This window comes from Thalassovita taeanensis (assembly GCF_900110775.1).
GTDB classification, from domain to species: Bacteria; Pseudomonadota; Alphaproteobacteria; order Rhodobacterales; family Rhodobacteraceae; genus Litorimicrobium; species Litorimicrobium taeanense.
The window spans coordinates 16,440-40,153 of record NZ_FOEP01000010.1 but is presented as its reverse complement, the minus strand read 5'-3'; the positions used below and the strand labels follow the sequence as shown (position 1 = coordinate 40,153).

Below are 23,714 nucleotides of genomic sequence, written 5' to 3'. Positions count from 1 at the left end.
AGCCGAGGCGAAGGAGAGCAGAACATGCGTCGAGTTGTTGTAACCGGACTGGGGCTGGTGACTCCGTTGGCATGTGGGGTCGAGGAAACCTGGGCACGTCTGTTGGACGGGCAATCAGGGGCGGGCACGATCACGCGCTTTGACGCCAGCCATCTGGCCACGGATTATGCTTGCGAGGTGCCCTATGGCGATGGGTCCGACGGTACGTTCAACGCAGATGATTGGATGGAACCGAAAGAGCGCCGCAAGGTGGACGATTTCATTCTCTACGGTATGGCTGCTGCGACGCAGGCCGTGCGCGACGCGGATTGGATGCCGGAAGACGAAGAAAGCCGTCTGCGCACAGGCGTGATGATCGGATCGGGCATCGGCGGTTTGCAGTCAATTGCCGAAACGGCGCTGCTGATCAAGGAAAAGGGGCCGCGCCGTGTGTCGCCGTTCTTTATCCCCGGCGCGCTGATCAACCTGATCTCGGGTCAGGTCAGCATTCGTTATGGTTTCAAAGGCCCGAATCACGCGGTGGTGACGGCGTGTTCGACGGGCGCGCATGCGATCGGCGACGCGGCACGGTTGATCCAGTGGGGCGATGCCGATGTCATGGTTGCGGGCGGTGCCGAAGCGGCAATCTGCGAGATCGGGATGGCCGGGTTCAACGCCGCCAAAGCCCTGTCGACCAAGCGCAAAGACGATCCCAAGGCCGCCAGCCGCCCCTATGATGCCGACCGTGATGGTTTCGTCATGGGCGAAGGCGCGGGCGTGGTTGTGCTTGAGGAATACGAGCACGCCAAGGCGCGCGGCGCAAAGATTTACGCCGAGGTTCTGGGCTATGGCCTGTCGGGGGATGCCTATCACATCACGGCGCCTGCGCCGGATGGCGATGGCGGGTTCCGTGCGATGATGGCGGCACTGAAACGTGCCGGGCTGGAGCCATCGGCAGTGGATTATATCAATGCGCACGGCACTTCGACCATGGCGGACGTGATCGAGCTGGGCGCGGTTGAGCGGATGCTGGGCGATGCGGCAAGCACCGTGACGATGTCCTCGACCAAGTCGGCCACGGGGCACCTGTTAGGCGCTGCCGGTGCGATCGAGGCGATCTTCTCGATCCTCGCGATCCGTGATCAGGTGGTGCCGCCGACGATCAATTTGGATACCCCGGCGGTCGAGACATCGATTGATCTGGCGCCCAATGCCAAGCGCGCGCGTAAGGTCAATGTGGCTCTGTCCAACAGCTTTGGCTTTGGTGGCACCAACGCGAGCGTGCTGTTCGGAAAGGTCGACTGATGTGGCGGGCTGTTGCCTCGAATGCGCTGACGGTTCTGCTGGTTGTCCTGTTCCTGGTGGGGGGGGTGATCCTTTGGGGGCAGCGCCAGTTCAGCGCTGAAGGTCCGTTGACGCAGGCGATTTGCGTTCGGGTCGAGCGTGGGTCTAGCATGTCGCGGGTCAGCCGCGATCTGGAAGAGCGTGGCGCCATTTCCAGCGGGGTCGTTTTCCGACTGGGCGCAGAATACACTGAGAAATCTGAGAAGCTGAAAGCAGGTAGTTTTCGTGTTCCCGAAGGCGCCACGATGGAGGAGATCATCGATATCGTGACCCGCGGAGGGGCCAGCAGCTGCGGCACCGAAGTGGTCTATCGGATCGGTGTGACGACAAGTGCCATTCTGGTGCGTGAGTTGGATCCGACCACCAACCGCTATGAGGAAAAGGCAGCTTTCGACCCGGCAACCGAAGAGGCGCCAGAGGCGTTCACCACGGTGCGCGCGCAGGCCGATACCCGGTACCGGATTTCGATGGTGGAGGGCGTGACCAGCTGGCAGGTGGTGGATACGCTGAAGCGCGTTGATGTGCTGGAAGGCGAGGTGAAAACTGTTCCGGCAGAGGGTGTTTTGACGCCGGACAGCTATGAAGTTTCTGTTGGAGATTCAAGGGTTTCCGTTCTGGAGCGCATGCAGGAAGCGCAGGGTGAGATCCTTGCGGCGGCCTGGCAAAACCGGATGGATGGGCTGCCTTTGAAGACGCCCGAGGAAGCGCTGATTCTGGCCTCGATCATCGAGAAGGAAACCGGGGTTCCAGAGGAGCGGCGACAGGTTGCCAGCGTCTTTATCAACCGGCTGGAAAAAGGCATGCGGCTGCAGACCGACCCGACGGTGATCTATGGCATCACCAAAGGCGAGGGCATTCTGGGGCGCGGGTTGCGGCAAAGCGAACTGCGGCGCGCAACCCCTTGGAATACATATGTTATTGAGGGCTTGCCGCCGACGCCGATCGCCAATCCGGGGCGGGCCAGCATCGAGGCCGCATTGAACCCCGACAGCACGGATTACGTGTTCTTCGTGGCGGATGGGTCGGGCGGACATGCCTTTGCCGCAACGCTGGAAGAGCATAACGCCAACGTCGCCAAATGGCGCCGGATCGAGGCGGAACGGGTCAATCAGTAAGTCTGATTTGGGCATGTGATTTCTATGCACAAACCATGCACATAACATGCATATAAGCCGGGCGCCTTGGTGCCCGGCTTTTTGCAACAAATGGTGCAGTCTTGTTTGGTCGACGCCAGCGTTGATCAAGGTCGGCTTCGAGCTCATGCCGACCGATGCGTGACGCGTGAACTACAGCTTTCGAAATGGCGAAGTGTCGGTTCGCTCAAACCTTCTGAACCGCGAAGCCGAACTCACCGTTCGGAATACTCGTCCATTAGTGCCTGTAGCTCTTCGAGCGAATCTGGATATTGAGCAAAATTGTGAACGACAGGAACACTTGCCTACGGCATTCTTTCGTCTGTCATCAATTCAACGAACGGTTCAAACAACGCGGCTTCGTTGAGTACCGATGTGCGTACGTTGTCCGCTGATCTGCTCCGTGAATCTGAGGGAAGACAAAATTTAAGCATGATTTGCAAAAGTGATGCGTTCGCCCGCTTGAGCCGAGGCCGCCTTTGACTAGTTCCCTAGTGTAGGAAAAACCGTGGCTTGGGAGCATTGTGGTCAATGAGTACGCGCTCGCGGATAACTTCTGACAGTCGCGACAGTGGCACGCCAGCGTCAGAAGAGGTGATGCGGTCAGGTTGATCTGCACTGATCCACAAAGGCATGCACCCGCTAGGGGAGGCTCAGGAAGTACCATTGGGGGGCATTCTTTTATGGTCTCTGAAGGATTGCAGACATTTGAGGGAGAGAGCCAGATAACCGCTTCGTCCGCATAGCCGTCAAAGATTTCTTCGGGAGCCATCGGGCGCCCAATGCCAGGAAATGTTTTGATCGCCGAGCGCCCCGGTTGGCGGTTAGCGTGGCAGGGGCTTTTGTAGCAGCGCCAGCGCTGCACCGAGGGCGAGGATGGCCCCGCCGCAAAGCAGGCTGACTCCGATGTTGCCGGAAGCGTCGCCGATCAGGCCGGCGGCGACGGGGCCGATGGTTTGACCCACAGCAAAGACCACGGTGAACAGGCTGACCGCGCGGCCCCAGGCGGCGGGGGGCAGGTTGAGGCGGCAAAAGCTGGTGACAGCGCTGGGGGCCATGAAGACCGAGATGCCGAAGAGCGCGGCGGAGCTGAGCAGGCCCAGCGTGCTGGGCAGCGCCAGCGGCAGCAGTGCGCCGGTGGCCATGGTCAGCAGGATCAGCGCCAGCGGCAGGCCAGAGGAGAAGCGCGCCAGCACCCGCCGCCAGACAAAGGGCGAGGCCATGATGCCGAGGCCCATGGTGATCCAGACCGCCGAGATCAGCAGCGGCGTGTCGAAGCCGGTTTTCATCCAAGCCACCAGGAAGGTGACATAGACGATATAGCCGAGGCCAAAGCCGAGGTAGCCGAGGATCTGGAACAGCATCGGAGCGAGAGGCGTGGCGACGGGGGACTGTTTGCTCTGGGTCGGGGGGCGCAGGCGTTGGGCGGCCCAGAGGCAGAGCGGCAGGAACAACAGCGAGGCGGCGGCCATCAGCAGCCAAGCGGAGGGCCAGATGCTGGGGGCGGTACGGGCGAAGAGTGTGGGCAGCACGGCGCCGCTGAGGACCATTCCGAGGCCGCCGCCGACGCCATAGTAGATCGCAATGGCCAGCGCGTTGCGGTGTTTGTCGTCGGGGTGCAGGGCGGCGGCCAAGGCGCCGCCGGCGATAAAGGCCATCGCTCCGCCGATGCCGGTCAGGATGCGCCAGAGGGTCAGGGCCCAGAAGTCATGGGTCAGCCCGGTGGCGAGCAGAAAGGCGGTGGTGGTGAGCATTCCGGCCTGAAACAGCCGCGCGGCCGAGACATGGCGCACCAGAGCGAGGGTCAGCAGGGCTCCGGCGATATATCCCAGCGCGTTGGCGGTATTGATCCAGCCGGCCTGAGCGTAGGTCCAGCCGAGGTCGGCACGCATGGCGGGCAGGATCAGCCCATAGGCGAAGCGGGCAAAGCCATTGGTGATGCAGACGCCGAGGGTCAGGCCCAGCAGGAGGAGCCCGGTGCGGGTGGGGGTCATGCGGCTCTCTCTCCCTTGATTGCGGGCAGAGTAGCGGGGTTTGGCGTGTCGTCAATTGGTATGGGGGCACGGGGCCAGAGGCCCGCCTGCGGCGGGCGATCCTTGCGGGGCGCTGTTGCGGGCAATGGGGTGGTGCGGCGTCAGGATCGCCACCGCGTGCGGTGGCCTCTGGCTGTTTGGCTGGATATGGTAAAGCCCGCCTTTTTGGGGCGGGCTTTGGGTCAGGGTTTGGGGCAGGCGGGCCGGGTCAGGCGTTCCACGGGCGGTCGCCGTTGGCATCCTTGACGCGGGTGGGCAGGCCGATCTGGTCCAGCAGGGTGAGGAAGGGCTTGGGGTCCAGTTCCTCGACGTTGACCATGGTGCCGGTGTCCCAGGTGCCGTTGGCGATCAGCATCGCGGCGGCGACGGGCGGCACGCCTGCGGTGTAGGAAATGCCCTGCGAGCCGACCTCGTTATAGGCGTCCTTGTGGTCGGCAATATTGTAGACGAAAACCTCGGTCGGTTTGCCGTCCTTGGTGCCTTTGACCAGATCACCGATGCAGGTTTTGCCGGTATAGTCGGGCGCGAGGCTGGAGGGGTCGGGCAGCACGGCCTTGACCACTTTGAGCGGGATGACTTCCAGCCCCTCGGCGGTTTTGACTGGTTGTTCGGACAGCAGGCCGAGGTTTTTCAGCACAGTGAAGACGTTGATATAGTGATCGCCGAAGCCCATCCAGAAGCGCACGTCGGCCTGGGGGTAGTTGGTGGCGAGGGAGTGCACCTCGTCATGGCCGGTCATATAGGCCTTTTGTTGGCCCACGACGGGCAGGTCCCAGGTTTTGCCGACCTCGAACATGGTGTTGGTCTGCCAATTGCCATTTTGCCAGCTGTAGACGGTGCCGGTGAATTCGCGGAAGTTGATTTCCGGGTCGAAGTTGGTCGAGAACCAGCGGCCATGCGACCCGGCGTTGATATCGACGATGTCGATGGATGTGACCTCGTCAAGGTAGTCATCAATCGCCAGTTTGGCGTAGGCGTTGACGACGCCGGGATCGAAGCCGATGCCGAGGATCGCGGTGGTGCCGGTTTTGGCGCAGCGGTCGCGGCGTTGCCATTCGTAGTTGCCGTACCACGGCGGGGTTTCGCAGATCTTGGTCGGATCTTCGTGAATCGCGGTGTCCATATAGGCGGTGCCGGTTTCAATGCAGGCTTCGAGCACGGTCATGTTGACGAAGGGCGAGCCGACGTTGATCACGATCTGAACGCCGGTGTCGCGGATCAGTTGAGCCACCGCAGCGCTGTCCATCGCGTCGAGCGCATGGGCGGCCAGCACGCCGTCGGTCTTGAGGCTGGATTTTTCGCGGATGCTGTCGATGATCGCGTCGCATTTGGCGCTTGTACGGCTGGCGATATGAATGTCGCCAAGCACATCGTTGTTTTGAGCGCATTTATGCGCCACGACCTGTGCCACGCCACCGGCGCCGATGATGAGAACATTGCGTTTCATTGACCCGCGAAACCCCCTTTGGTTGTTGAATATTGAGCTGAGTTAAGACAAGGCGGATGCGAAATCGGTGTAGTCAAAGTCTCGCACCAGCCGCTCGGTGCCATCCAGTTCACGGATGGCGATGGATGGCATTTTCACGCCATTGAACCAGTTCTTCTTGACCATTGTGTACCCTGCGGCGTCCTGAATGGACAGCCGGTCACCGGATTTGAGCGGGTTTTCGAAGTGAAACTCGCCGAAGATATCACCCGCGAGGCAGGATTTGCCGCAGACCATCCAGTCATGCGCACCGGTGTTGGGGCTGATTTTCGCGGATTCGCGATAGATCAGCAGGTCGAGCATATGCGCCTCGATCGAGCTGTCGACGATAGCGAGGTTCTTGCCGTTGAACAGCGTATCCAGAACGGTGACCTCGAGCGTGGTCGAGTTGGTGATCGCGGCCTCGCCGGGTTCCAGGTAAACTTGGATTTCGTTTTCACCGGCAAAGCGTTTCAGGCGTTCTGCCAGTTTTTCCAGCGGGTAATCGGCGCCAGTGAAATGAATGCCGCCGCCGAGGCTGACCCATTTCATGCGCTTGATCAGCGCGCCGAAGCGGGATTCGATCAAGGTGAGCATGTCATCGAAGCGGTCGAAGTCGGCGTTTTCACAGTTGTTGTGAAACATGAAGCCGGAAATCAGATCGGCCACGGGTTCGATGGTTTTGGGGTCGTGTTCGCCAAGGCGCGAGAAGGGCCGGGCGGGATCGGCCAGATCAAAGCTGGAGGTCGAGACGCCGGGATTGACCCGCAACCCGCGGGTATGGCTGCGCGAGATTTCTTCGAAGCGCGCGAGCTGTCCGACGGTGTTGAAAATGACCTTGTCGGAGGAGGCGAGCACCTCGGCGATTTCGTGATCGGCCCAAGCGACGGAATAGGCGTGGGTTTCGCCGGGGAATTTCTCGCGGCCCAGTTTGACCTCGTAGAGCGAGGAGGAGGTGGTGCCGTCCATATACTCGGACATGAAATCGAACACCGACCATGTGGCGAAGCATTTCAGCGCCAGCAGCGCCTTGGCACCGGAGGCCTCGCGCAGGTGGGCGATTTTTTCCATGTTCGGCAGAAGCCGGGATTTGTCGATCAGGTAATAGGGGGTCTGGAGCATCTGGGCAGCTTCCCGGGCAGGTTTCGGCGCAGGGTATCGGCGGGGCGGCAAACGCAGCGCGTGCTTAGCGGGTTGGGCCATATGACGCAAACCCCAAATGCGCGGGCACGGCATTTATTGCCGGTTGGCGGCGAGGTGTGTGATGGGGCGCGTTAAGGATTTGTTAATGATACCGTACGGTTATGGTGCGGTGTTGAGGCGATTTGGCTTGACTCAGCGAACGGTCTCGCGTATAAGTTGTGACATGCTAGAAGAGGTGGGCAAACGGCCGCGGGGAAACCCGAGGGCCGTTTTTCTGTTTCTCTCGTGCGGAGCAATCAGCGCATGAGGCAGAGCGAGCAAACATGACAATGATCACATCTGAAGAAGACGCTTTCCCCCTGGGCGGCGCCCTTAACACTGTTGAGGCGCAACTGAGGGATATCACGTCTGAGCTGAGCGCATTGCAGACCCGCCTGAGAGAGGGCGATCTGGGGGCGGTCAAGGACGCCAGTAAAGTGTCTTCGGAACTCCGCCAGTGGCTGCGGATCGCATTTGAATTGGAGGCCGGTTTTGAAGAGCGAAAGAAAAGGCAATCAGGAGTCGTCCGGGACTATGCCCTCGATTTCGAGGACGCCAGGACTAAGATTGGGTGCCGACTGGATCGCCTCCGCAAGTGCGGAGGTGCAACGCGCCTTTCTGGATGAGCTGAGCGAGGGCGAGCTGTTGGCGTTGCCCTATTTGTTCGAATTCTGGGCACTGGATCATCAGTTGCCACCCGAGGGCGATTGGCGCGCCTGGGTGATCATGGGGGGGCGTGGCGCGGGGAAAACCCGCGCCGGGGCCGAGTGGGTGCGCGCGCAGGTCGAGGGCGCGCGGCCGCTGGATGCGGGGCGGGCCAGCCGGGTGGCGATCGTCGGCGAGACGATTGATCAGGCGCGCGAGGTGATGGTGTTCGGCGAGAGCGGTATTCTGGCGTGCTCGCCGCCCGACCGGCGGCCCGACTGGCACGCGGGGCGGCGGATGCTGATCTGGCCGAACGGGGCCACGGCGCAGATATTCTCGGCGCATGACCCCGAGGCGCTGCGCGGGCCGCAGTTTGATGCGGCTTGGGTGGATGAGCTGGCGAAGTGGAAGAAGGCGCAGGACACCTGGGACATGTTGCAGTTTGGTTTGCGGTTGGGTGAGGCGCCGCAGGTTTGTGTGACGACAACGCCGCGCAATGTCGGGGTGCTGAAGGAGCTGCTGAAGTTGCCCGCAACTGTGGTGACCCATGCGCCGACCGAGGCGAACCGGGCCTATCTGGCGGAGAGCTTTCTGGAGGAGGTTCAGGCACGGTACGCGGGGACGCGGCTGGGGCGGCAGGAGTTGGAGGGGGTGTTGCTGGAGGACGCCGAGGGCGCGCTGTGGACCAGCGCCATGCTGGAGGGATTGCGGCGCGATATGGCCCCAGAGATGGACCGGATCGTTGTGGCGGTCGATCCGCCGGTAACCGGACATGCGGGATCGGATGAATGCGGGATCGTGGTTGTGGGCGTGCGCAGTGGCGGCGCGGTGTCGGACTGGACGGGTTATGTGTTGGAGGACGCCAGCATCAGTGCTGCCAGCCCGACGCAATGGGCGCGCAGAGCGGTTCAGATGATGGAGAAGTGGGGCGCCGACCGGATGGTGGCCGAGGTCAATCAGGGCGGTGATCTGGTCGAGGCCGTGGTGCGGCAGGTCGATCCAATGGTGCCGTTCAAGAAGGTGCATGCCTCGCGCGGGAAGGTGGCGCGGGCCGAGCCGGTGGCGGCGCTGTATGAGCAGGGGCGGGTCTGGCACTTGCGCGGGCTGGGGGCGTTGGAGGACCAGATGTGCGCAATGACGGCGCAGGGGTTCGAGGGCAAGGGCAGCCCGGACCGGGTGGATGCTTTGGTGTGGGCATTGCACGAGCTGATCCTTGAGCCGAGCGCGAAATGGCGGCGTCCGCAGGTGCGTGCGCTCTAGTTCATAATTGTTAAACTTTTCAGCGGATTGTTCTGAGCAAGGTCGGAACAGTTTCGACGGACCAATGGAAATGGCGAGCAGAAGGTGACGGGCCCGGCGGGGCGCGACCGCCGGAGGCTTGCCCGGATCGAGGAGCATCACGGGATGGCATTTCAATTCTTTCGGCGCGAGGCGGCAGTGGCGGTGCCCGAGGTCAAGGCCAGCGCCACCGGGCCGGTCGTGGCAATGCAGAGCGCCGGGCGCGTGGTCTGGAGCCCGCGCGATACCGGATCGCTGACGCGGACCGGCTTTGCGGGAAATCCGGTCGGGTTTCGCTGTGTCAAGATGATCGCCGAGGCGGCGGCGGCGTTGCCGGTGGTGTTGCAGGACCGTGTGCAGCGCTATGACGTGCATCCGATGCTGGAACTGGTGCAGCGCCCCAACCCGGTGCAGGGGCGGGCCGAGCTGTTCGAGGCGCTGTTTGCGCAGCTGCTGTTGACGGGCAATTGCTATGTCGAGGCGGTGGGCGGGGATGCGGGGGTTCCGGTGGAACTGCATGTTCTGCGCTCGGACCGAATGTCGTTGGTGCCGGGCAATGACGGCTGGCCGGTGGCCTATGATTACACGGTGAACGGGCGCAAGCACCGGTTCGATGTGACCGGGGCAGTGCCGCTGATCTGCCATATCCGCAATTTCCATCCGCAGGACGATCATTACGGGTTTTCGGCGATGCAGGCGGCGGCGCAGGCGGTGGATGTGCACAACAGCGCCAGCCGCTGGTCCAAGGCATTGTTGGACAATGCGGCGCGGCCCTCGGGGGCGATTGTGTACAAGGGGGCCGAGGGCCAGGGCAGCCTGAGCACAGATCAGTATGACCGGCTGGTGAGTGAGATGGAGAGCCATCATCAGGGCGCGCGCAATGCCGGGCGGCCGATGTTGCTGGAAGGCGGGCTGGATTGGAAACCGATGGGGTTCTCGCCCTCGGATATGGAATTCCAGAAAACCAAGGAAAGTGCCGCGCGCGAGATCGCGCTGGCGTTCGGGGTGCCGCCGATGCTGCTGGGGATCCCGGGCGATGCGACGTTTTCGAATTATCAGGAGGCGAACCGGGCGTTTTACCGGCTGACGGTCTTGCCGCTGGTGTCGAAGGTGACAGCGCGGGTGTCGGACTGGTTGTCGGGCTTCGCGGGGGCGCCGCTGGATCTGCGGCCCGATCTGGATCAGGTGCCGGCGCTGTCGGGCGAGCGCGATGCGCAGTGGCGCCGGGTGAGCGAGGCGGATTTTCTGACCGATGCCGAGAAGCGCGCGATGCTGGGGTTGCCTGCGCTGAGCGAAGGCGGCGTCGATGCGGGATGAGCGCGAGCGGGTGGGGTTCGAGGCGTTCGATTGCGCGCCCGCCCTGCGGCTGGAGGCGCACGAGCGGGTCAGCTCGTTGCATTTCGACGGGCTGAACCGGCGTCTGGAGAAGCTGGAGGAGATGATGGAGCGGCTGGAAAAGCGGCTGTGGCTGACGGTGTACGGCGTGGTCGGGGTGATCCTGGCGCAGGCGTTCCAGTCGCTGTTGCAGGCGGCACCTTAACGGGGTTTTGCAAAGGAATGGATATGGAGATGGACACAGGGTTGGAGCGCAAGTTTGCCCGGTTTGACGGCGATCTGAGCGTGACCGATGGCACCCGGATTGAAGGCTATGCAAGTTATTTCGGGGCCTGCGATCAGGGCGGTGATGTTGTGCAGAAGGGGGCCTATGCGGTGTCTTTGGCGGCATTGGCGCGCGACAGGCGGCAGGTGAAAATGCTGTGGCAGCATGACCCGGCGCAGCCGATCGGGATCTGGGACGAGGTGCGCGAGGATGCGCGCGGTCTGTATGTCAAAGGCCGGTTGCTGGACAGCGTCGAGAAGGGCCGCGAGGCGGCGGCGCTGATTGCGGCGGGGGCGATTGACGGGCTGTCGATTGGATACCGCACCAAGCGGGCGGGCAAGACTGACAGGGGCCAGAGGCTCTTGACTGAACTGGAGCTTTGGGAGGTGTCACTGGTGACCTTTCCGATGCTGCCCAGTGCGCGGGTAGCGGCGAAGGGCGAGAGCCTGACCGACGACGCTTTGCGCGAATTGGCGGCGGCGTTTGACGGCGCTCGTCAGGAGTTGGCGCGCGGCTGACGCGCCAGCTCATCACAGCATCAAGGAAAAGCGATGACAATGACCGAGAGAAATTCTCGGGCCGGGGAAGATCTGTCTCCGGTCGCCGAGGTGAAATCCGCCGTTGCGGGTTTTGTAAGCGAGTTCAATGGCTTTCGGGCCAACATTCACAACCGACTTCAACAACAGGAAGAGCGACTGACCATGCTTGATCGTAAATCTTTTGCCCCCGCACGTCCCGCACTGGCCGCCGGCGGCGACCTTGAGGCCCCCCATCAGAAGGCGTTCAACGCCTATGTCCGCACCGGCGACGACGACGCGCTGCGCGGTCTGGAGCTGGAGGGCAAGGCAATGTCCACGGCGGTGGCTGGGGATGGCGGGTATCTGGTGGACCCCGAGACCACGGCCAGCATCAAGAGCGTGCTGAAGTCGGGCTCGTCGATCCGTCAGGTTGCCAATGTGGTGACGGTCGAGGCGACCTCGTTCGATGTGCTGGTGGATCATTCCGACGTCGGCCACGGCTGGGCCACCGAGGCGACCGCAACCACCGAGACCGGCACGCCGAGCATCGACCGTATCACCATTGCGCTGCATGAGCTGTCGGCGATGCCGAAGGCGAGCCAGCGTCTGCTGGACGACAGCGCGTTTGATATCGAGGGCTGGCTGGCCGGTCGGATCGCCGACAAGTTCGCCCGCGCCGAGGCCTCGGCCTTTGTGAGCGGCGACGGGGTGGACAAGCCCACGGGGTTCCTGACCCATCCGAGCGTCGACAACGATGTCTGGGCCTGGGGCAATCTGGGCTATGTGCCGACGGGTGTGGATGGTGATTTTGGTTCTGCCGATCCGATCATCGATCTGGTGTATGCTCTGGGGGCGGAATACCGCGCCAACGCGTCTTTCGTGATGAATTCCAAGACCGCTGGCGCTGTACGCAAGCTGAAGGACAACGACGGCCGCTTCCTGTGGTCTGATGGTCTTGCTGCGGGCGAGCCTGCGCGTCTGATGGGCTATCCGGTGCTGGTGGCCGAGGACATGCCCGATATTGCCAGCGGTGCCGATGCGATTGCCTTTGGCGATTTCGCCGCCGGGTACACCGTGGCCGAGCGCCCCGATCTGCGCATCCTGCGCGATCCGTTCAGCGCCAAACCGCATGTTCTGTTCTTTGCCACCAAGCGTGTGGGCGGCGACGTGAGCGATTTCGCCGCGATCAAGCTGCTGAAATTCGCCGTCGCGTAAGCGGGGGTGAAGGGGGGCTGGCCTGACGGTCAGCCTCTGGGGTGCGCGCTGCCGTAAGCATTTGCGTTGTCTAGCTGCTCCCTCCGTCCGAGCAACGCTGGTGGCGCGCACCTGAGGATCGGAGAGGGGGCCGGAATTTTCGGAGTAAGTCCATGATGTTAGTCGAAGAGACCACCGTGCCGCTGGCGGCACTTCCGGTCACGGAATTCAAGGCCCATCTGCGGCTGGGAAGCGGGTTTGCCGAGGACAGCGTTCAGGACGCGGTTCTGGAAAGCTTTTTGCGGGCTGCGATGGCTGCGATCGAAGCGCGAACAGGCAAGATCCTGATCGAGCGGGAGTTTTCCTGGACGCTGAGCCGTTGGCGCGATGTAACGGGGCAGGTGTTGCCGGTGGCCCCGGTCAGCGCGATCGCGTCAGTGGTGCTGATTGATCGGGGCGAGGTGGAAACTGTGCTGGACAGCGCGGTGTACCGGCTGGTGCCGGATCTGCAACGTCCCCGGATCAGCCCGGTGGGCACTTTGTTGCCGCAGGTTCCCAGCGGTGGATCGGTTCGGGTGGGGCTGCTGGCGGGCTATGGCCCGGAATGGAGCGATCTGCCTGCAGATCTGGCGCAGGCGGTGCTGCTGCTGGCGGCGCATTATTACGAATATCGCCATGATACCGGGCTGAGCAGCGGCTGCATGCCGTTTGGGGTGACCAGCCTGTTGGAGCGCTATCGCACGGTGCGGATTTTCGCGGGGTCGCTGTGATGGCCGGGGTTCAGTTGAACCGGCGGTTGGTGCTGGAGAGCGCCGAGCGGGTGGCGGATGGCGCGGGGGGCTTTGCGCAAAGCTGGGGCGCGCTGGGCGAGCTGTGGGCGGATGTGACGCTGCGCAGTGGACGCGAACGGGCGAGCGCGGGTGTTCAGGTCTCGCGGGCGGCGTTTCGGATCGTGGTGCGCGGCGCGCCAGAGGGATCGACGATGCGGCCGCGGCCGGACCAGCGGTTTCGCGAAGGCGCGCGGATTTACCGGATTGAGGCAGTCGCAGAGCGGGACCCCGAGGGGCGGTATCTGACCTGCTTTGCAACCGAGGAGGTGGTGGCATGAGCTATGGCGTATCGGCGGCGCTTCAGGCGGCGGTGTATCAGCATCTGCTGGCGGATGCGGCGGTGACAGGATTGGTGGGCACGGCGGTTTATGACGCGCTGCCTGCGGGCACGTTGCCGTCTACTTACGTGAGCCTGGGGCCGGAGGTGGTCAGGGACCGCTCGGACAAGACCGGGGCCGGGGCCGAGCATGAGGTCACCGTTTCGGTGGTGACGGATGCGGCGGGGTATCAGGGCGCCAAGGCGGTGGCGGGCGCGGTCAGTGATGCGCTGGTGGATGCGGATCTGGTGCTGAGCCGGGGCAGCCTTGTGGGGCTGTGGTTCGTGAAGGCGGTGGCGCGGAGCGACGGCACGAGCGGGCGGCGGCGGATCGATCTGAAATTCCGTGCGCGTGTGGATGACAACTGAAATTTCTCAAGAATGGAGTGACTGCTATGGGTGCCCAGAACGGCAAGGATCTGTTGATCAAGGTGGATCTGACTGGCGATGGCCAGTTCGAAACAGTGGCGGGTTTGCGCGCCACGCGGGTGAGCTTCAACGCGGAGAGCGTGGATGTGACCAGCCTGGAGAGCCAAGGCGGGTGGCGCGAGCTTCTGGCCGGGGCCGGGGTGAAGTCGGCGGCGATTTCGGGATCGGGTGTGTTCAAGGACGCGGCGACGGATGAACGCGCGCGGCAGATCTTCTTTGACGGGGAAACCCCGGATTTTCAGGTGATCATCCCTGATTTCGGCGTGGTCGAGGGGGCGTTTCAACTGACCTCGATCGAATATGCGGGCAGCCACAATGGCGAGGCGACCTATGAGGTGGCGTTGGCTTCGGCCGGGGCGCTGAGCTTTACGGCGGCGGCGTAGAATGGCGAACCCCTGGGCCGGAGAGGTGGGGTTGGTCATTGATGGCCAGCACCATGTGCTGAAGCTGACGCTGGGTGCGCTGGCCGAGTTGGAGGCCGGGCTGAAGGCGGGGACTTTGCTTGGGTTGGTGGAGCGGTTCGAGGCGGGGCAGTTTTCCAGCCGCGACGTGCTGATGCTGATCGTGGCGGGGTTGCGCGGTGGCGGGTGGCAGGGACATGCGCCCGACCTGATGCAGGCCGACATCGAAGGCGGACCGATGGCGGCGGCGCGGGTGGCGGCAGAGCTTTTGGCGCGGGCCTTTACTGTGCCGGGCGAGCGCGCGGGGTGAGCCGGTTTGACTGGCCAGCCCTGATGCAGGCCGGGATCAGGGGATTGCACCTGAGCCCGGCAGCGTTCTGGGCGCTGACCCCGGCAGAGCTGATGCTGATGCTGGGGGCGGGATCGGGGGCGGCGCCACTGAACCGGGCGCGGCTGGATGAATTGCTGCAGGCCTATCCTGACGACAAAGGAGAGACAGACGATGAGTGATATCGAAGGGGTGGAGACGCTTCAGGATCAGGTTGAGGCGTTGGAGACGAGCCTTGGGGCGGCCTCGGCCATGACCAGCGGGTTTGATGCGGAGTTGCGGCGGGTGCGCGAAACGCTGGCCTCGACCTCGCATGATGTTTCGACGCTGGAAAAGGGCATGAGCCGCGGGCTGCGCAAGGCGTTTGACGGCGTGTTGTTGGACGGGGTGAAGCTGTCGGATGCGTTGCACACGGTGGCGCAGTCGATGGTGAACACGGTCTATGCGGCGGCAGTCAAGCCGGTGGCCGATCACTTTGGGTCAGTCTTGGCGCAGGGAGTGGGCGGTTTGGTGACGGGGCTGTTGCCATTCGAGAAGGGCGGCAGTTTCAGCCAGGGCCGGGTGATGCCGTTTGCCAATGGCGGAGTTGTCTCGGGGCCGACGACATTCCCGATGCGTGGCGGCACCGGGTTGATGGGGGAAGCGGGGCCAGAGGCGATCATGCCGCTGACACGCGGGGCCGATGGCAAGTTGGGCGTGCGCGCACAGGGCGGGCGGGCCACCACGGTGGTGATGAATATCTCGACGCCGGATGTGGAAGGGTTTCGCCGTTCGCAAAGCCAGATCGCGGCCCAGATGGGGCGTGCGCTGGGGCGTGGGCAGCGGATCCGCTAAAGCAACAGAGGGAGAAGCAGGATGCAGTTTCATGAGGTGCGGTTTCCCGCAAACCTGAGTTTCGGCGCCGTTGGTGGGCCGGAGCGGCGCACGGATGTGGTGACGTTGGCCAATGGTTTTGAAGAGCGCAATACGCCCTGGGCGCACTCGCGCAGGCATTATGATGCCGGGATGGGGATGCGGTCGTTGGATGACATCGAGATTCTGATCGCGTTTTTCGAGGCGCGGGGCGGGCAGATGCATGGCTTTCGCTGGAAGGACTGGTCGGATTTCAAATCCTGCCGCCCCTCGCGCGAGGTGAGCTATGAGGATCAGGTGATTGCGATGGGGGATGGAGAGCGCGTGAGCTTTCCCTTGGTGAAGAATTACCGGTCCGGTGAGCAAAGCTATGGCCGGTTGATCGGTAAGCCTGTGGCGGGGACGGTGCGCATCGGCGTGGACCGCGATCAGTTGCAGGAAGCGGTGCATTTCGCGGTCGATGTCACCACCGGGATCGTGAGTTTTGACGAGCCGCCCAATACCGGCGCCGAAATCACTGCGGGGTTTGAGTTTGATGTGCCGGTGCGGTTTGACACTGACCGCATCCGCGCCAGTGTCGCCAGCTTTCAGGCGGGGGAAGCGCCGGATGTGCCTGTGGTGGAGGTGCGTGTGTGATGAAGCTGGATGACGCGTTTCTGTCGCATCTTCAATCGGGGGTGACGACACTGTGCCGCTGCTGGTCGATCCGCCGCAAGGATGGCGAGACCTATGGGTTTACCGACCATGATCTGGATCTGAAGTTCGAGGGGATCCGCTTCAAGGCGGATACCGGGTTGTCGGCGATGGCATTGCAGCAGGGCACCGGCCTGTCGGTGGACAATACCGAGGCGCTGGGCGCGCTGTCGGATGCGGCGGTTTCCGAGGAGGATATCGAGGCGGGGCGGTTCGATGCGGCCTCGGTGCGGTGCTGGTTGGTGAACTGGGCCGATGTGGCGCAGCGTGCGCTGCAGTTCAACGGGATGATCGGCGAGTTGAGCCGCGCGGCGGGCGGTTTCCAGGCCGAGCTGCGCGGATTGACCGATATGCTGAACCAGCCGGTGGGGCGAGTGTATCAGCGGCCATGTACCGCCGTTTTCGGCGATACCGAGTGCGGGTTTGATGCGGAAACGTCGGGGTATACGGCGGAAATCGCGGTGGAGCAGGTCGACGAGGCGCGGGTGTTCCGCTTTGCTGAGTTGGCCGGGTTCGACTTGGGCTGGTTCCAGCGGGGCAGTTTGGCGGTTCTGGACGGGGCCGCGGGCGGGCTGAAGGGGGCGATCAAGCAGGATCATATTGATGGCGGCCAGCGGGTAATCGAGCTGTGGGCACCTTTGCGGGCCGAGATTGCGGCGGGGGATCATATTCGCCTTACGGCAGGGTGCGACAAGCGGTTCGCGACCTGTCGGCTGAAGTTCGACAATGTGATGAACTTTCAGGGGTTCCCGGACATTCCGGGGGATGACTGGACTGTCGCTTATCCGGGGAGCAGTGCGGCGGCTGGCGGCGGGAGCCGAAGATGAGGGGCGCGCAGGTAGTAGGCGCCGCACGCGGGTGGATCGGGACGCCCTATCGGCATCAGGCTTCGGCCAAGGGGGCGGGAACCGATTGCCTTGGATTGCTGCGCGGAGTTTGGCGCGAGTTGCTGGGGACGGAACCCGAATATGTGCCGTCTTACAGTCGGGACTGGTCCGAACCACAGGGCGAGGAGCGGTTGCTGGCGGCGGCCTTGCGGCATCTGGTGCCCAAGGCGCTGGGCGACGAGGCGGCGGGCGATGTGTTGCTGTTTCGGATGCGAGACAGGGGCGTGGCCAAGCACGTGGGCATCGCGGGCGAGATCGGGGCGAAAGCCACATTCATTCATGCGTATTCCGGCCATTCGGTTGTGGAAAGCCCTTTGAGTGCGCCTTGGCGCCGGAGGGTTGTGGCGCGGTTTACCTTTCCTGAGGGGAGTTTCTGATGGCGACCATTCTTTTGTCGGCGGCCGGTGCGGCGTTGGGCGGCTCTGTTGGTGGAACGGTTCTTGGGTTGTCAATGGCAACGGCAGGGCGGTTTGCGGGGGCCTCGATGGGGCGGGTGATTGATCAGCGGTTGCTGGGGCAGGGCTCGGACGCGATTGAGACGGGCCGGGTGGACCGGTTCCGACTGACGGGCGCGGGCGAGGGCGAGGCGGTGTCGCGCGTGTTTGGCCGGATGCGGGTAGGGGGGCAGGTGATCTGGGCCAGCCATTTCGAAGAGCATACGCAGAAGTCTGGTGGGGGCAAAGGGGCCGCGCCAAGGCCAACCACGCAGGAGTATAGCTATAGCGTCAGTCTGGCGGTGGCGCTGTGCGAGGGCGAGATCAGCGGCGTGGGACGTATCTGGGCCGATGGCAGCGAAGTGTCGGCTGTGGATCTGAACCTGCGGGTTTACCCTGGGAGCCGGACGCAATTGCCCGATCCGAAGATCGAGGCGGTTGAAGGCGCTGGGCAGGTGCCTGCCTACCGCGGGACGGCCTATGCGGTGCTGGAAGATCTGGACCTGTCGCAGTTTGGCAACCGGGTGCCGCAGTTCACATTCGAGGTGATGCGCCCGGATTTTGAATACGACGGCGGCGCGGATGAGGAACCGGCCCATGCTATTCGCGGCGTGGCTTTGATGCCGGGCACGGGCGAATATGCGCTGGCGACGGACCCGGCGGTGTTTGACTTTGGGCTGGGGGCGTCGCGGACGGCGAATGTGAATTCGCCATCGGGGAAGACCGATTTTGAAACCTCGTTGGATCAACTGACGCAGGAACTGCCGAATTGCGGGGCGACGTCGTTGATTGTCAGTTGGTTCGGCGACGATCTGCGCTGCGGCAATTGTGCGGTTCAGCCGAAGGTGGAGCAGGCCGAGCATGATGCCGAAGACATGCCTTGGCAGGTGGCCGGGGTGTCGCGGGAGCAAGCTTTGATCGTTCCGGCGGCGGACGGTCGCCCGGTTTATGGCGGCACGCCGAGTGACATCTCGGTAGTGCAGGCGATCACACGGCTGAATGATCTGGGGCAGAAGGTGATGTTTTACCCCTTCCTGCTGATGGAGCAGGTGGCGGGGAACACGCTGACGGACCCATGGACCGGCGAAGAGGGGCAGCCGTTTCTGCCTTGGCGGGGGCGGATCACCGGGGCATTGGCGCCGGGGCTTGAGGGCTCGTCCGACGGCACGGCGATGGCCGAGGCCGAGGTGGCCGCGTTTTTTGGCACAGTGCGGGCGGCGGATTTCGCAATTGCGGAGGGGCAGGTCACATATTCGGGCCCGGACGAGTGGAGCTATGGCCGCTTCATCCTGCATTGTGCAGCGCTGTGTGTGGCGGCGGGGGGCGTGGATGCTTTCTGTATTGGGTCGGAAATGCGCGGACTAACGCAATTGCGCGGGGCCGAGGGCGGTTTTCCTGCGGTGGCGCAGCTTCGGCAGTTGGCTGCCGAAGTGCGCAGCCTTTTGGGCGCTCAGACACGGATCGGCTATGCGGCGGATTGGACGGAATATTTCGGCTATCAGCCGCAGGATGGCAGCGGAGACGTGTATTTCCATCTTGATCCGCTGTGGGCCGACCCCGAGATCGATTTCATCGGGATCGACAACTATATGCCGTTGTCAGACTGGCGCGATGGCGAGGCCCATGCAGACGCAGAGTGGGGCGCGATTTACAATCTGGACTATCTGCGGGCCAATATCGAAGGCGGCGAAGGCTATGAGTGGTATTACCATTCGCAGGAGGCAGAGCTCGCGCAGATCCGCACAGCGATCAGCGATGGTGCATATGACGAGCCTTGGGTTTACCGCTACAAGGATATTCGCGGTTGGTGGTCAAACCCGCATCACGAGCGGATTGGTGGCGTGCGCGCTGCGGATGCAACCAATTGGGTGCCGGGGTCAAAGCCGATCTGGTTCACCGAGTTGGGCTGTGCGGCAGTCGACAAGGGGACAAACCAGCCGAACAAGTTTCTTGATCCCAAGTCGTCCGAATCTAGCCTGCCGAAATATTCAACTGGGCGGCGGGACGAGCTGATTCAGATGCAGTATCTGCGCGCGATGTATGGCTATTGGGGCGCGCCTGAAAACAATCCGGTGTCAGAGGAGTACGGCGGCGCGATGATTGATATGTCGCATTCTTTTGTCTGGGCATGGGATGCGCGGCCCTATCCGTTTTTTCCCAGCAATGCTGAGTTGTGGAGTGATGGCGAGAACTATCCCAAGGGGCATTGGTTGTCCGGGCGCGGGTCGGGGCGTTCGCTGGCATCGGTTGTGACCGAAATTTGCCGGTTGGGAGGGGTCAGGGATATCGAAACCACGCAGCTTTTTGGCTATGTGCGCGGCTATGTCGTGGCGGACGTGTCCGATGCCCGCAGCGCGTTGCAGCCTTTGATGCTGCGCTATGGCTTCGACGCGATTGAGCGCGATGGGGTGTTGGTGTTCCGCACACGCAATGGCAAGGCGAATTGGACCCTGTCGGCAGATGCGTTCGCGTCGACGGATGAGCTGTCGGGCACGGTCGAGGCGACGCGTGCGGGCGAGAGTGATCTGGCAGGGCGGGTAAGGTTGCGGTTTGTGCAGGCGGATGGCGACTATGACACTGTGGCCGAGGAAGCGGTTTTACCGGATGAGGCGACACATGCGGTATCGTCTTCGGAAGTGCCGTTGGTGATGACGCGAGGTGAAGGGCGACAGGTTGTCGAGCGGTGGCTGAGCGAGGCGCGGATCGCGCGCGACAGCGTCAAGTTTGCGTTGCCGCCCTCGGCGCTGAATGTCGGGGCCGGAGATGTTCTGAGCATTGAAGATGGCGGGACAAAGGGCTTGTTTCGTGTTGATCGGGCCGAAATCGGGACGTCGCAATTGATCGAGGCGGTCAGAATTGACACGGAAAGCTATCGTCCGGTGGACATGGAGGAGGACACAGCCACGATGCGGGCGTTTTCTTCGCCGGTGCCGGTGTTTCCGTTGTTCATGGACCTTCCGATGCTGAGTGGCGACGAGGTGCCCTATGCGCCGCATCTGGCGGCGACGGCGGATCCGTGGCCCGGAAGTGTGGCAATATACGGCGCGCCGCAGGATGCAAATTACGAGTTGCTGGGGACGACGACGGCGCGGGCCACAATCGGGCAAACGGAAACGGTTCTGTTGCGTGCGGATCCCGGACGGTATGATCGGGGCGATGCGCTTCAGGTGCGGCTTGCGCACGGAAGCGTGGAAAGCATTGGCGAAGAGGCGCTTCTTGCGGGCGGAAATCTGGCGGCGATCGGCGATGGCACGCCGGAAAATTGGGAGCTGATACAGTTTCAGATGGCGGAGCTGATTGATACGGATACCTATCTTCTGTCGGGGCGCTTGCGTGGGCAGCGCGGGAGCGAAGCGAATATGCCTGACGCCTGGCCTGCCGGATCCTATTTTGTTCTGCTGGACGGGGTGCCAAAGCAGCTGGATCTGGCATCCTCAACGCGCGGGTTGGCACGGCACTATCGCGTGGGCGCGGCGCGGCGCGGATATGATGATCCGTCCTACAAGCATTTTGCCTTGGCATTTTCGGGTGTTGGGTTGAAGCCTTATGCCCCGGTTCACATGAAGGCTCTGCGTGATGTCGGGGGGGATCTGGCGCTGAGTTGGGTACGGCGAACACGGGTTGACGGCGACAGTTGGGACGCGCTGGAGGTGCCGTTAGGGGAAGAGAGCGAGGCCTATCTTGTTCGGGTATTGAGTGCTGGGCAGGTTGTACGTGAGATAAGTGTGAGCAATCCGGAATGGATGTATTCTGCGGCTGAGCAAGCCTTAGATGGGGTTGAGGCGCCGTTTGAGGTATCGGTTGCACAAGTCTCGGCCCCTTATGGCGCGGGGTATTTCGGGGCTCTGACGATCACGGCATGATCAGACGGTCGGGTGGGGTCAAATTGGCATCGCCCGGCTGAAACCTATGTGAATTACAAATCTGGCTCATCACAGCTTTGCATTTTGTTAAACGCGCCTATCTGATATAGAGAAACGGACCGGAGGGCGTAAGTCATGGCAAAAACTAAGACACAACTGACAGAATTTGACCCGGTTTGGGACAAGATCATAACCGAAGCCGAGTTGGCCGTGCGTGATGAGCCGCTGTTAGGCGGGTTGATCCATTCCAGTATTCTGCACCATGCGTCAATCGAACGGGCGCTGGCGTATCGGACATCATTGAAACTGGCATCGGGTGAGATGTCGGAGCAGTTGATCCGCGAGATTTGTGATGCGGCTTATGCCGACGATCCCTTGCTGTCGCTGTCGGCACGGGCAGATATCACTGCGGTTTACGAGCGCGATCCGGCCTGCCATCGCTTTCTGCAACCGCTGATGTTTTTCAAAGGCTTTCAGGCGCTTCAGGCATATCGTATCGGCCATTGGCTGTGGCAAAATGGGCGTCAGGACATGGCGTATTTCTTCCAGATGCGGGTGTCAGAAGCATTTGGTGTCGATATTCACCCCGCAGCGACGATCGGCAAAGGGATCATGATCGATCACGCTCATTCCATCGTGATTGGCGAAACGGCTGTGGTTGGCGACAATGTGTCGATGCTGCATTCGGTGACACTGGGCGGGACTGGTAAAGAAGAAGAGGACCGGCATCCGAAGATTGGCGATGGAGTGCTGATCGGCGCGGGGGCCAAGGTGTTGGGCAATATCCATATCGGTCATTGCTCGCGGATTGCGGCGGGTTCGGTCGTGCTGCACGATGTACCGCCGAAAAGCACGGTTGCGGGCGTACCGGCCAAAGTGGTGGGGGCGGCAGGTTGTGCGACGCCTTCGATCACCATGGATCAGTTGCTGGGAACGCAGTGACTTCTGGTATTTATGTGAAAACCCCCCGAGCGTTGCTCGGGGGGGGGGGTCGTATTTTGAAGGGTCGATCAAGCCAGCATGACCATCGGGTTTTCAAGGTTTTCGACGATGGCTTGCAGCAGTTCCGCCCCAAGCGCGCCATCGATCACCCTGTGATCGACGCTGAGCGTGACCGTCATCACCGTGGCGACAGTCAGTTCGCCGTCCAGACCAACAACGGGTTTTTTCACCCCAGCGCCCACGGCCAGAATGGCCCCGTGCGGCGGGTTGATTACCGCGTCGAAATTGTCGATTCCGAACATGCCGAGATTTGAAATCGCGAAGCTGCCGCCCTGATACTCATGCGGAGCGAGTTTACGATCCCGGGCGCGGGTGGCGAGGTCTTTCATTTCGGCGGACAGCGCCGAAAGCGACTTCATTTCGGCGTCTTTCAGCACTGGCGTGAACAGCCCGCCCTCAATGGCAACGGCCACAGCTACGTCCGAAGGCTTCAGCTGCAGAATACGGTCGCCAGCCCAGACGGCGTTTGCCGCAGGCACCGATTGCAGGGCCAGAGCGCAGGCCTTTATGATGAAATCATTCACCGACAGCTTCACGCCGCGGCCTTCCAGTTGCTTGTTCAGCTGGCCACGGAATTTCAGCAATGCATCCAGTTTGATATCGCGACGCAGATAGAAGTGCGGGATGGTTTGCTTTGCCTCGGTCAGGCGGGCGGCGATGATTTTGCGCATACCGTCCAGCTTGATTTCGGTGAAGCTGCGATCGGCATAGGTTTTGAGCACAGCATCTGTCGAAGGGCCGGTTGGCGCTGCGGCTGCGACCGGGGTTGGTTGCGATTCCGGGGCTGAAGCAGCGACGGCGGCGGGGGTACTGGCTGTGGCGTCTTGCACATCCGCTTTTACGATCCGCCCACGCGGGCCAGAGCCCGCAATCTGGCTCAGGTCGAGACCCTTTTCCGCAGCAATCCGACGAGCCAGAGGCGAGGCAAACACGCGACCGCCGTCCGCTGCTTTAGGGGCCGCCGGGGCAGCCACAGGGGCAGGTGACGCCGTTTCGACCGTGACCGGTGCGGCGGAGGGCGCGGCTGCTGGCGCGGCTGCGCCGATATCATCCGCGCTTTCGCCGTCTTCCAGCAGCACGGCGATCGGGGTGTTTACCTTCACGCCCTCACTGCCTTCGGCGATCAGGATCTTGCCGATCACACCTTCGTCGACGGCTTCGAATTCCATCGTCGCCTTATCGGTTTCAATCTCGGCTAGCAGGTCGCCAGAGGATACCGTATCGCCCTCTTTGACCAGCCATTTCGCCAGTGTTCCCTCTTCCATCGTGGGGGAGAGAGCAGGCATTAGAATTTCTACAGGCATAACG

25 protein-coding genes are annotated in these 23,714 nt (G+C 62.4%); 20 read left to right on the top strand and 5 right to left on the bottom strand.

The window, feature by feature from the left end; translation table 11 throughout:
* Positions 1 to 24 precede the first annotated feature (24 nt).
* Positions 25 to 1,284 carry a beta-ketoacyl-ACP synthase II gene (gene fabF, locus BSF79_RS13485; RefSeq protein WP_090270353.1) on the top strand — a complete coding sequence of 420 codons (1,260 nt, stop codon included), beginning with the start codon at positions 25 to 27 and terminating at the stop codon, positions 1,282 to 1,284.
* A complete protein-coding gene (gene mltG / locus BSF79_RS13480) occupies positions 1,284 to 2,438 on the top strand; it encodes an endolytic transglycosylase MltG (protein ID WP_090270352.1) in 1,155 nt (384 codons plus the stop codon). The genes fabF and mltG overlap by 1 nt, the downstream gene beginning before the upstream one ends.
* A gap of 346 nt (positions 2,439 to 2,784) precedes the next feature.
* On the opposite strand, the gene BSF79_RS20350 is transcribed toward mltG, so the two are convergent.
* From BSF79_RS20350 to BSF79_RS13460, 4 genes are all read right to left on the bottom strand, one after another.
* The gene (locus BSF79_RS20350; protein WP_483887645.1) at positions 2,785 to 3,123 is read right to left on the bottom strand and encodes a GFA family protein; all 339 of its coding nucleotides are present in this window, start codon (positions 3,121 to 3,123) and stop codon (positions 2,785 to 2,787) included.
* 157 nt (positions 3,124 to 3,280) lie between these two features.
* Positions 3,281 to 4,450: a YbfB/YjiJ family MFS transporter gene (locus BSF79_RS13470; protein WP_090270351.1), complete on the bottom strand. Its 1,170-nt coding sequence runs from the start codon at positions 4,448 to 4,450 to the stop codon at positions 3,281 to 3,283.
* Between the two features lie 247 nt (positions 4,451 to 4,697).
* Positions 4,698 to 5,936: a saccharopine dehydrogenase family protein gene (locus tag BSF79_RS13465; RefSeq protein WP_090270350.1), complete on the bottom strand. Its 1,239-nt coding sequence runs from the start codon at positions 5,934 to 5,936 to the stop codon at positions 4,698 to 4,700.
* A gap of 42 nt (positions 5,937 to 5,978) precedes the next feature.
* Positions 5,979 to 7,076 carry a carboxynorspermidine decarboxylase gene (locus BSF79_RS13460; protein ID WP_090270349.1) on the bottom strand — a complete coding sequence of 366 codons (1,098 nt, stop codon included), beginning with the start codon at positions 7,074 to 7,076 and terminating at the stop codon, positions 5,979 to 5,981.
* A 344-nt stretch (positions 7,077 to 7,420) separates the two neighbouring features.
* Between BSF79_RS13460 and BSF79_RS19800 the strand changes: the two genes are divergently transcribed.
* The 18 genes from BSF79_RS19800 (at position 7,421) to cysE (ending at position 22,346) form a co-directional block, all read left to right on the top strand.
* Complete coding sequence (locus BSF79_RS19800) at positions 7,421 to 7,762, top strand: hypothetical protein (RefSeq protein WP_175545328.1); 342 nt, start codon at positions 7,421 to 7,423, stop codon at positions 7,760 to 7,762.
* Positions 7,671 to 9,041, top strand: coding sequence for a DNA-packaging protein (locus BSF79_RS13455; protein WP_090270348.1), 1,371 nt, complete (start codon positions 7,671 to 7,673; stop codon positions 9,039 to 9,041). The genes BSF79_RS19800 and BSF79_RS13455 overlap by 92 nt, the downstream gene beginning before the upstream one ends.
* Before the next feature lie 144 nt (positions 9,042 to 9,185).
* Complete coding sequence (locus BSF79_RS13450) at positions 9,186 to 10,376, top strand: phage portal protein (RefSeq protein WP_090270347.1); 1,191 nt, start codon at positions 9,186 to 9,188, stop codon at positions 10,374 to 10,376.
* Positions 10,366 to 10,599, top strand: coding sequence for a GTA head formation protein, RCAP_rcc01685 family (locus BSF79_RS13445; protein ID WP_090270346.1), 234 nt, complete (start codon positions 10,366 to 10,368; stop codon positions 10,597 to 10,599). The genes BSF79_RS13450 and BSF79_RS13445 overlap by 11 nt, the downstream gene beginning before the upstream one ends.
* Before the next feature lie 23 nt (positions 10,600 to 10,622).
* A complete protein-coding gene (locus tag BSF79_RS13440; protein ID WP_090270433.1) occupies positions 10,623 to 11,177 on the top strand; it encodes an HK97 family phage prohead protease in 555 nt (184 codons plus the stop codon).
* Positions 11,178 to 11,210: 33 nt separating this feature from the next.
* Positions 11,211 to 12,392, top strand: coding sequence for a phage major capsid protein (locus tag BSF79_RS13435; RefSeq protein ID WP_090270345.1), 1,182 nt, complete (start codon positions 11,211 to 11,213; stop codon positions 12,390 to 12,392).
* Positions 12,393 to 12,544: 152 nt separating this feature from the next.
* On the top strand, positions 12,545 to 13,141 hold the full coding sequence (locus BSF79_RS13430) for a head-tail connector protein (protein ID WP_090270344.1): 597 nt from the start codon (positions 12,545 to 12,547) through the stop codon (positions 13,139 to 13,141).
* On the top strand, positions 13,141 to 13,479 hold the full coding sequence (locus BSF79_RS13425; RefSeq protein WP_090270343.1) for a head-tail adaptor protein: 339 nt from the start codon (positions 13,141 to 13,143) through the stop codon (positions 13,477 to 13,479). Before BSF79_RS13430 ends, BSF79_RS13425 begins: the two co-directional genes overlap by 1 nt.
* Positions 13,476 to 13,886, top strand: coding sequence for a DUF3168 domain-containing protein (locus BSF79_RS13420; protein WP_090270342.1), 411 nt, complete (start codon positions 13,476 to 13,478; stop codon positions 13,884 to 13,886). The genes BSF79_RS13425 and BSF79_RS13420 overlap by 4 nt, the downstream gene beginning before the upstream one ends.
* A 26-nt stretch (positions 13,887 to 13,912) precedes the next feature.
* Positions 13,913 to 14,329 carry a phage major tail protein, TP901-1 family gene (locus tag BSF79_RS13415; RefSeq protein ID WP_090270341.1) on the top strand — a complete coding sequence of 139 codons (417 nt, stop codon included), beginning with the start codon at positions 13,913 to 13,915 and terminating at the stop codon, positions 14,327 to 14,329.
* A 1-nt stretch (position 14,330) separates the two neighbouring features.
* Positions 14,331 to 14,657 (top strand): gene transfer agent family protein, encoded by a 327-nt coding sequence (locus BSF79_RS13410; RefSeq protein ID WP_090270340.1) that lies wholly within the window; start codon positions 14,331 to 14,333, stop codon positions 14,655 to 14,657.
* Entirely contained in the window at positions 14,654 to 14,857 is a 204-nt protein-coding gene (locus BSF79_RS13405; RefSeq protein ID WP_090270339.1) for a rcc01693 family protein, read from the top strand. The genes BSF79_RS13410 and BSF79_RS13405 overlap by 4 nt, the downstream gene beginning before the upstream one ends.
* Positions 14,850 to 15,509: a phage tail tape measure protein gene (locus tag BSF79_RS13400; RefSeq protein WP_090270338.1), complete on the top strand. Its 660-nt coding sequence runs from the start codon at positions 14,850 to 14,852 to the stop codon at positions 15,507 to 15,509. The genes BSF79_RS13405 and BSF79_RS13400 overlap by 8 nt, the downstream gene beginning before the upstream one ends.
* Positions 15,510 to 15,530: 21 nt before the next feature.
* Positions 15,531 to 16,163, top strand: a complete 633-nt coding sequence (locus tag BSF79_RS13395; RefSeq protein WP_090270337.1) for a DUF2460 domain-containing protein — start codon at positions 15,531 to 15,533, stop codon at positions 16,161 to 16,163.
* On the top strand, positions 16,163 to 17,047 hold the full coding sequence (locus tag BSF79_RS13390) for a DUF2163 domain-containing protein (protein ID WP_090270336.1): 885 nt from the start codon (positions 16,163 to 16,165) through the stop codon (positions 17,045 to 17,047). The genes BSF79_RS13395 and BSF79_RS13390 overlap by 1 nt, the downstream gene beginning before the upstream one ends.
* Entirely contained in the window at positions 17,044 to 17,484 is a 441-nt protein-coding gene (locus BSF79_RS13385; protein ID WP_090270335.1) for an NlpC/P60 family protein, read from the top strand. The genes BSF79_RS13390 and BSF79_RS13385 overlap by 4 nt, the downstream gene beginning before the upstream one ends.
* A complete protein-coding gene (locus tag BSF79_RS13380) occupies positions 17,484 to 21,404 on the top strand; it encodes a baseplate multidomain protein megatron (protein ID WP_090270334.1) in 3,921 nt (1,306 codons plus the stop codon). Before BSF79_RS13385 ends, BSF79_RS13380 begins: the two co-directional genes overlap by 1 nt.
* Positions 21,405 to 21,539: 135 nt before the next feature.
* Positions 21,540 to 22,346, top strand: coding sequence for a serine O-acetyltransferase (cysE, locus tag BSF79_RS13375; RefSeq protein WP_090270333.1), 807 nt, complete (start codon positions 21,540 to 21,542; stop codon positions 22,344 to 22,346).
* A 68-nt stretch (positions 22,347 to 22,414) separates the two neighbouring features.
* On the opposite strand, the gene BSF79_RS13370 is transcribed toward cysE, so the two are convergent.
* Positions 22,415 to 23,710, bottom strand: coding sequence for a pyruvate dehydrogenase complex dihydrolipoamide acetyltransferase (locus tag BSF79_RS13370; protein WP_090270332.1), 1,296 nt, complete (start codon positions 23,708 to 23,710; stop codon positions 22,415 to 22,417).
* Between the last annotated feature and the right edge of the window lie 4 nt (positions 23,711 to 23,714).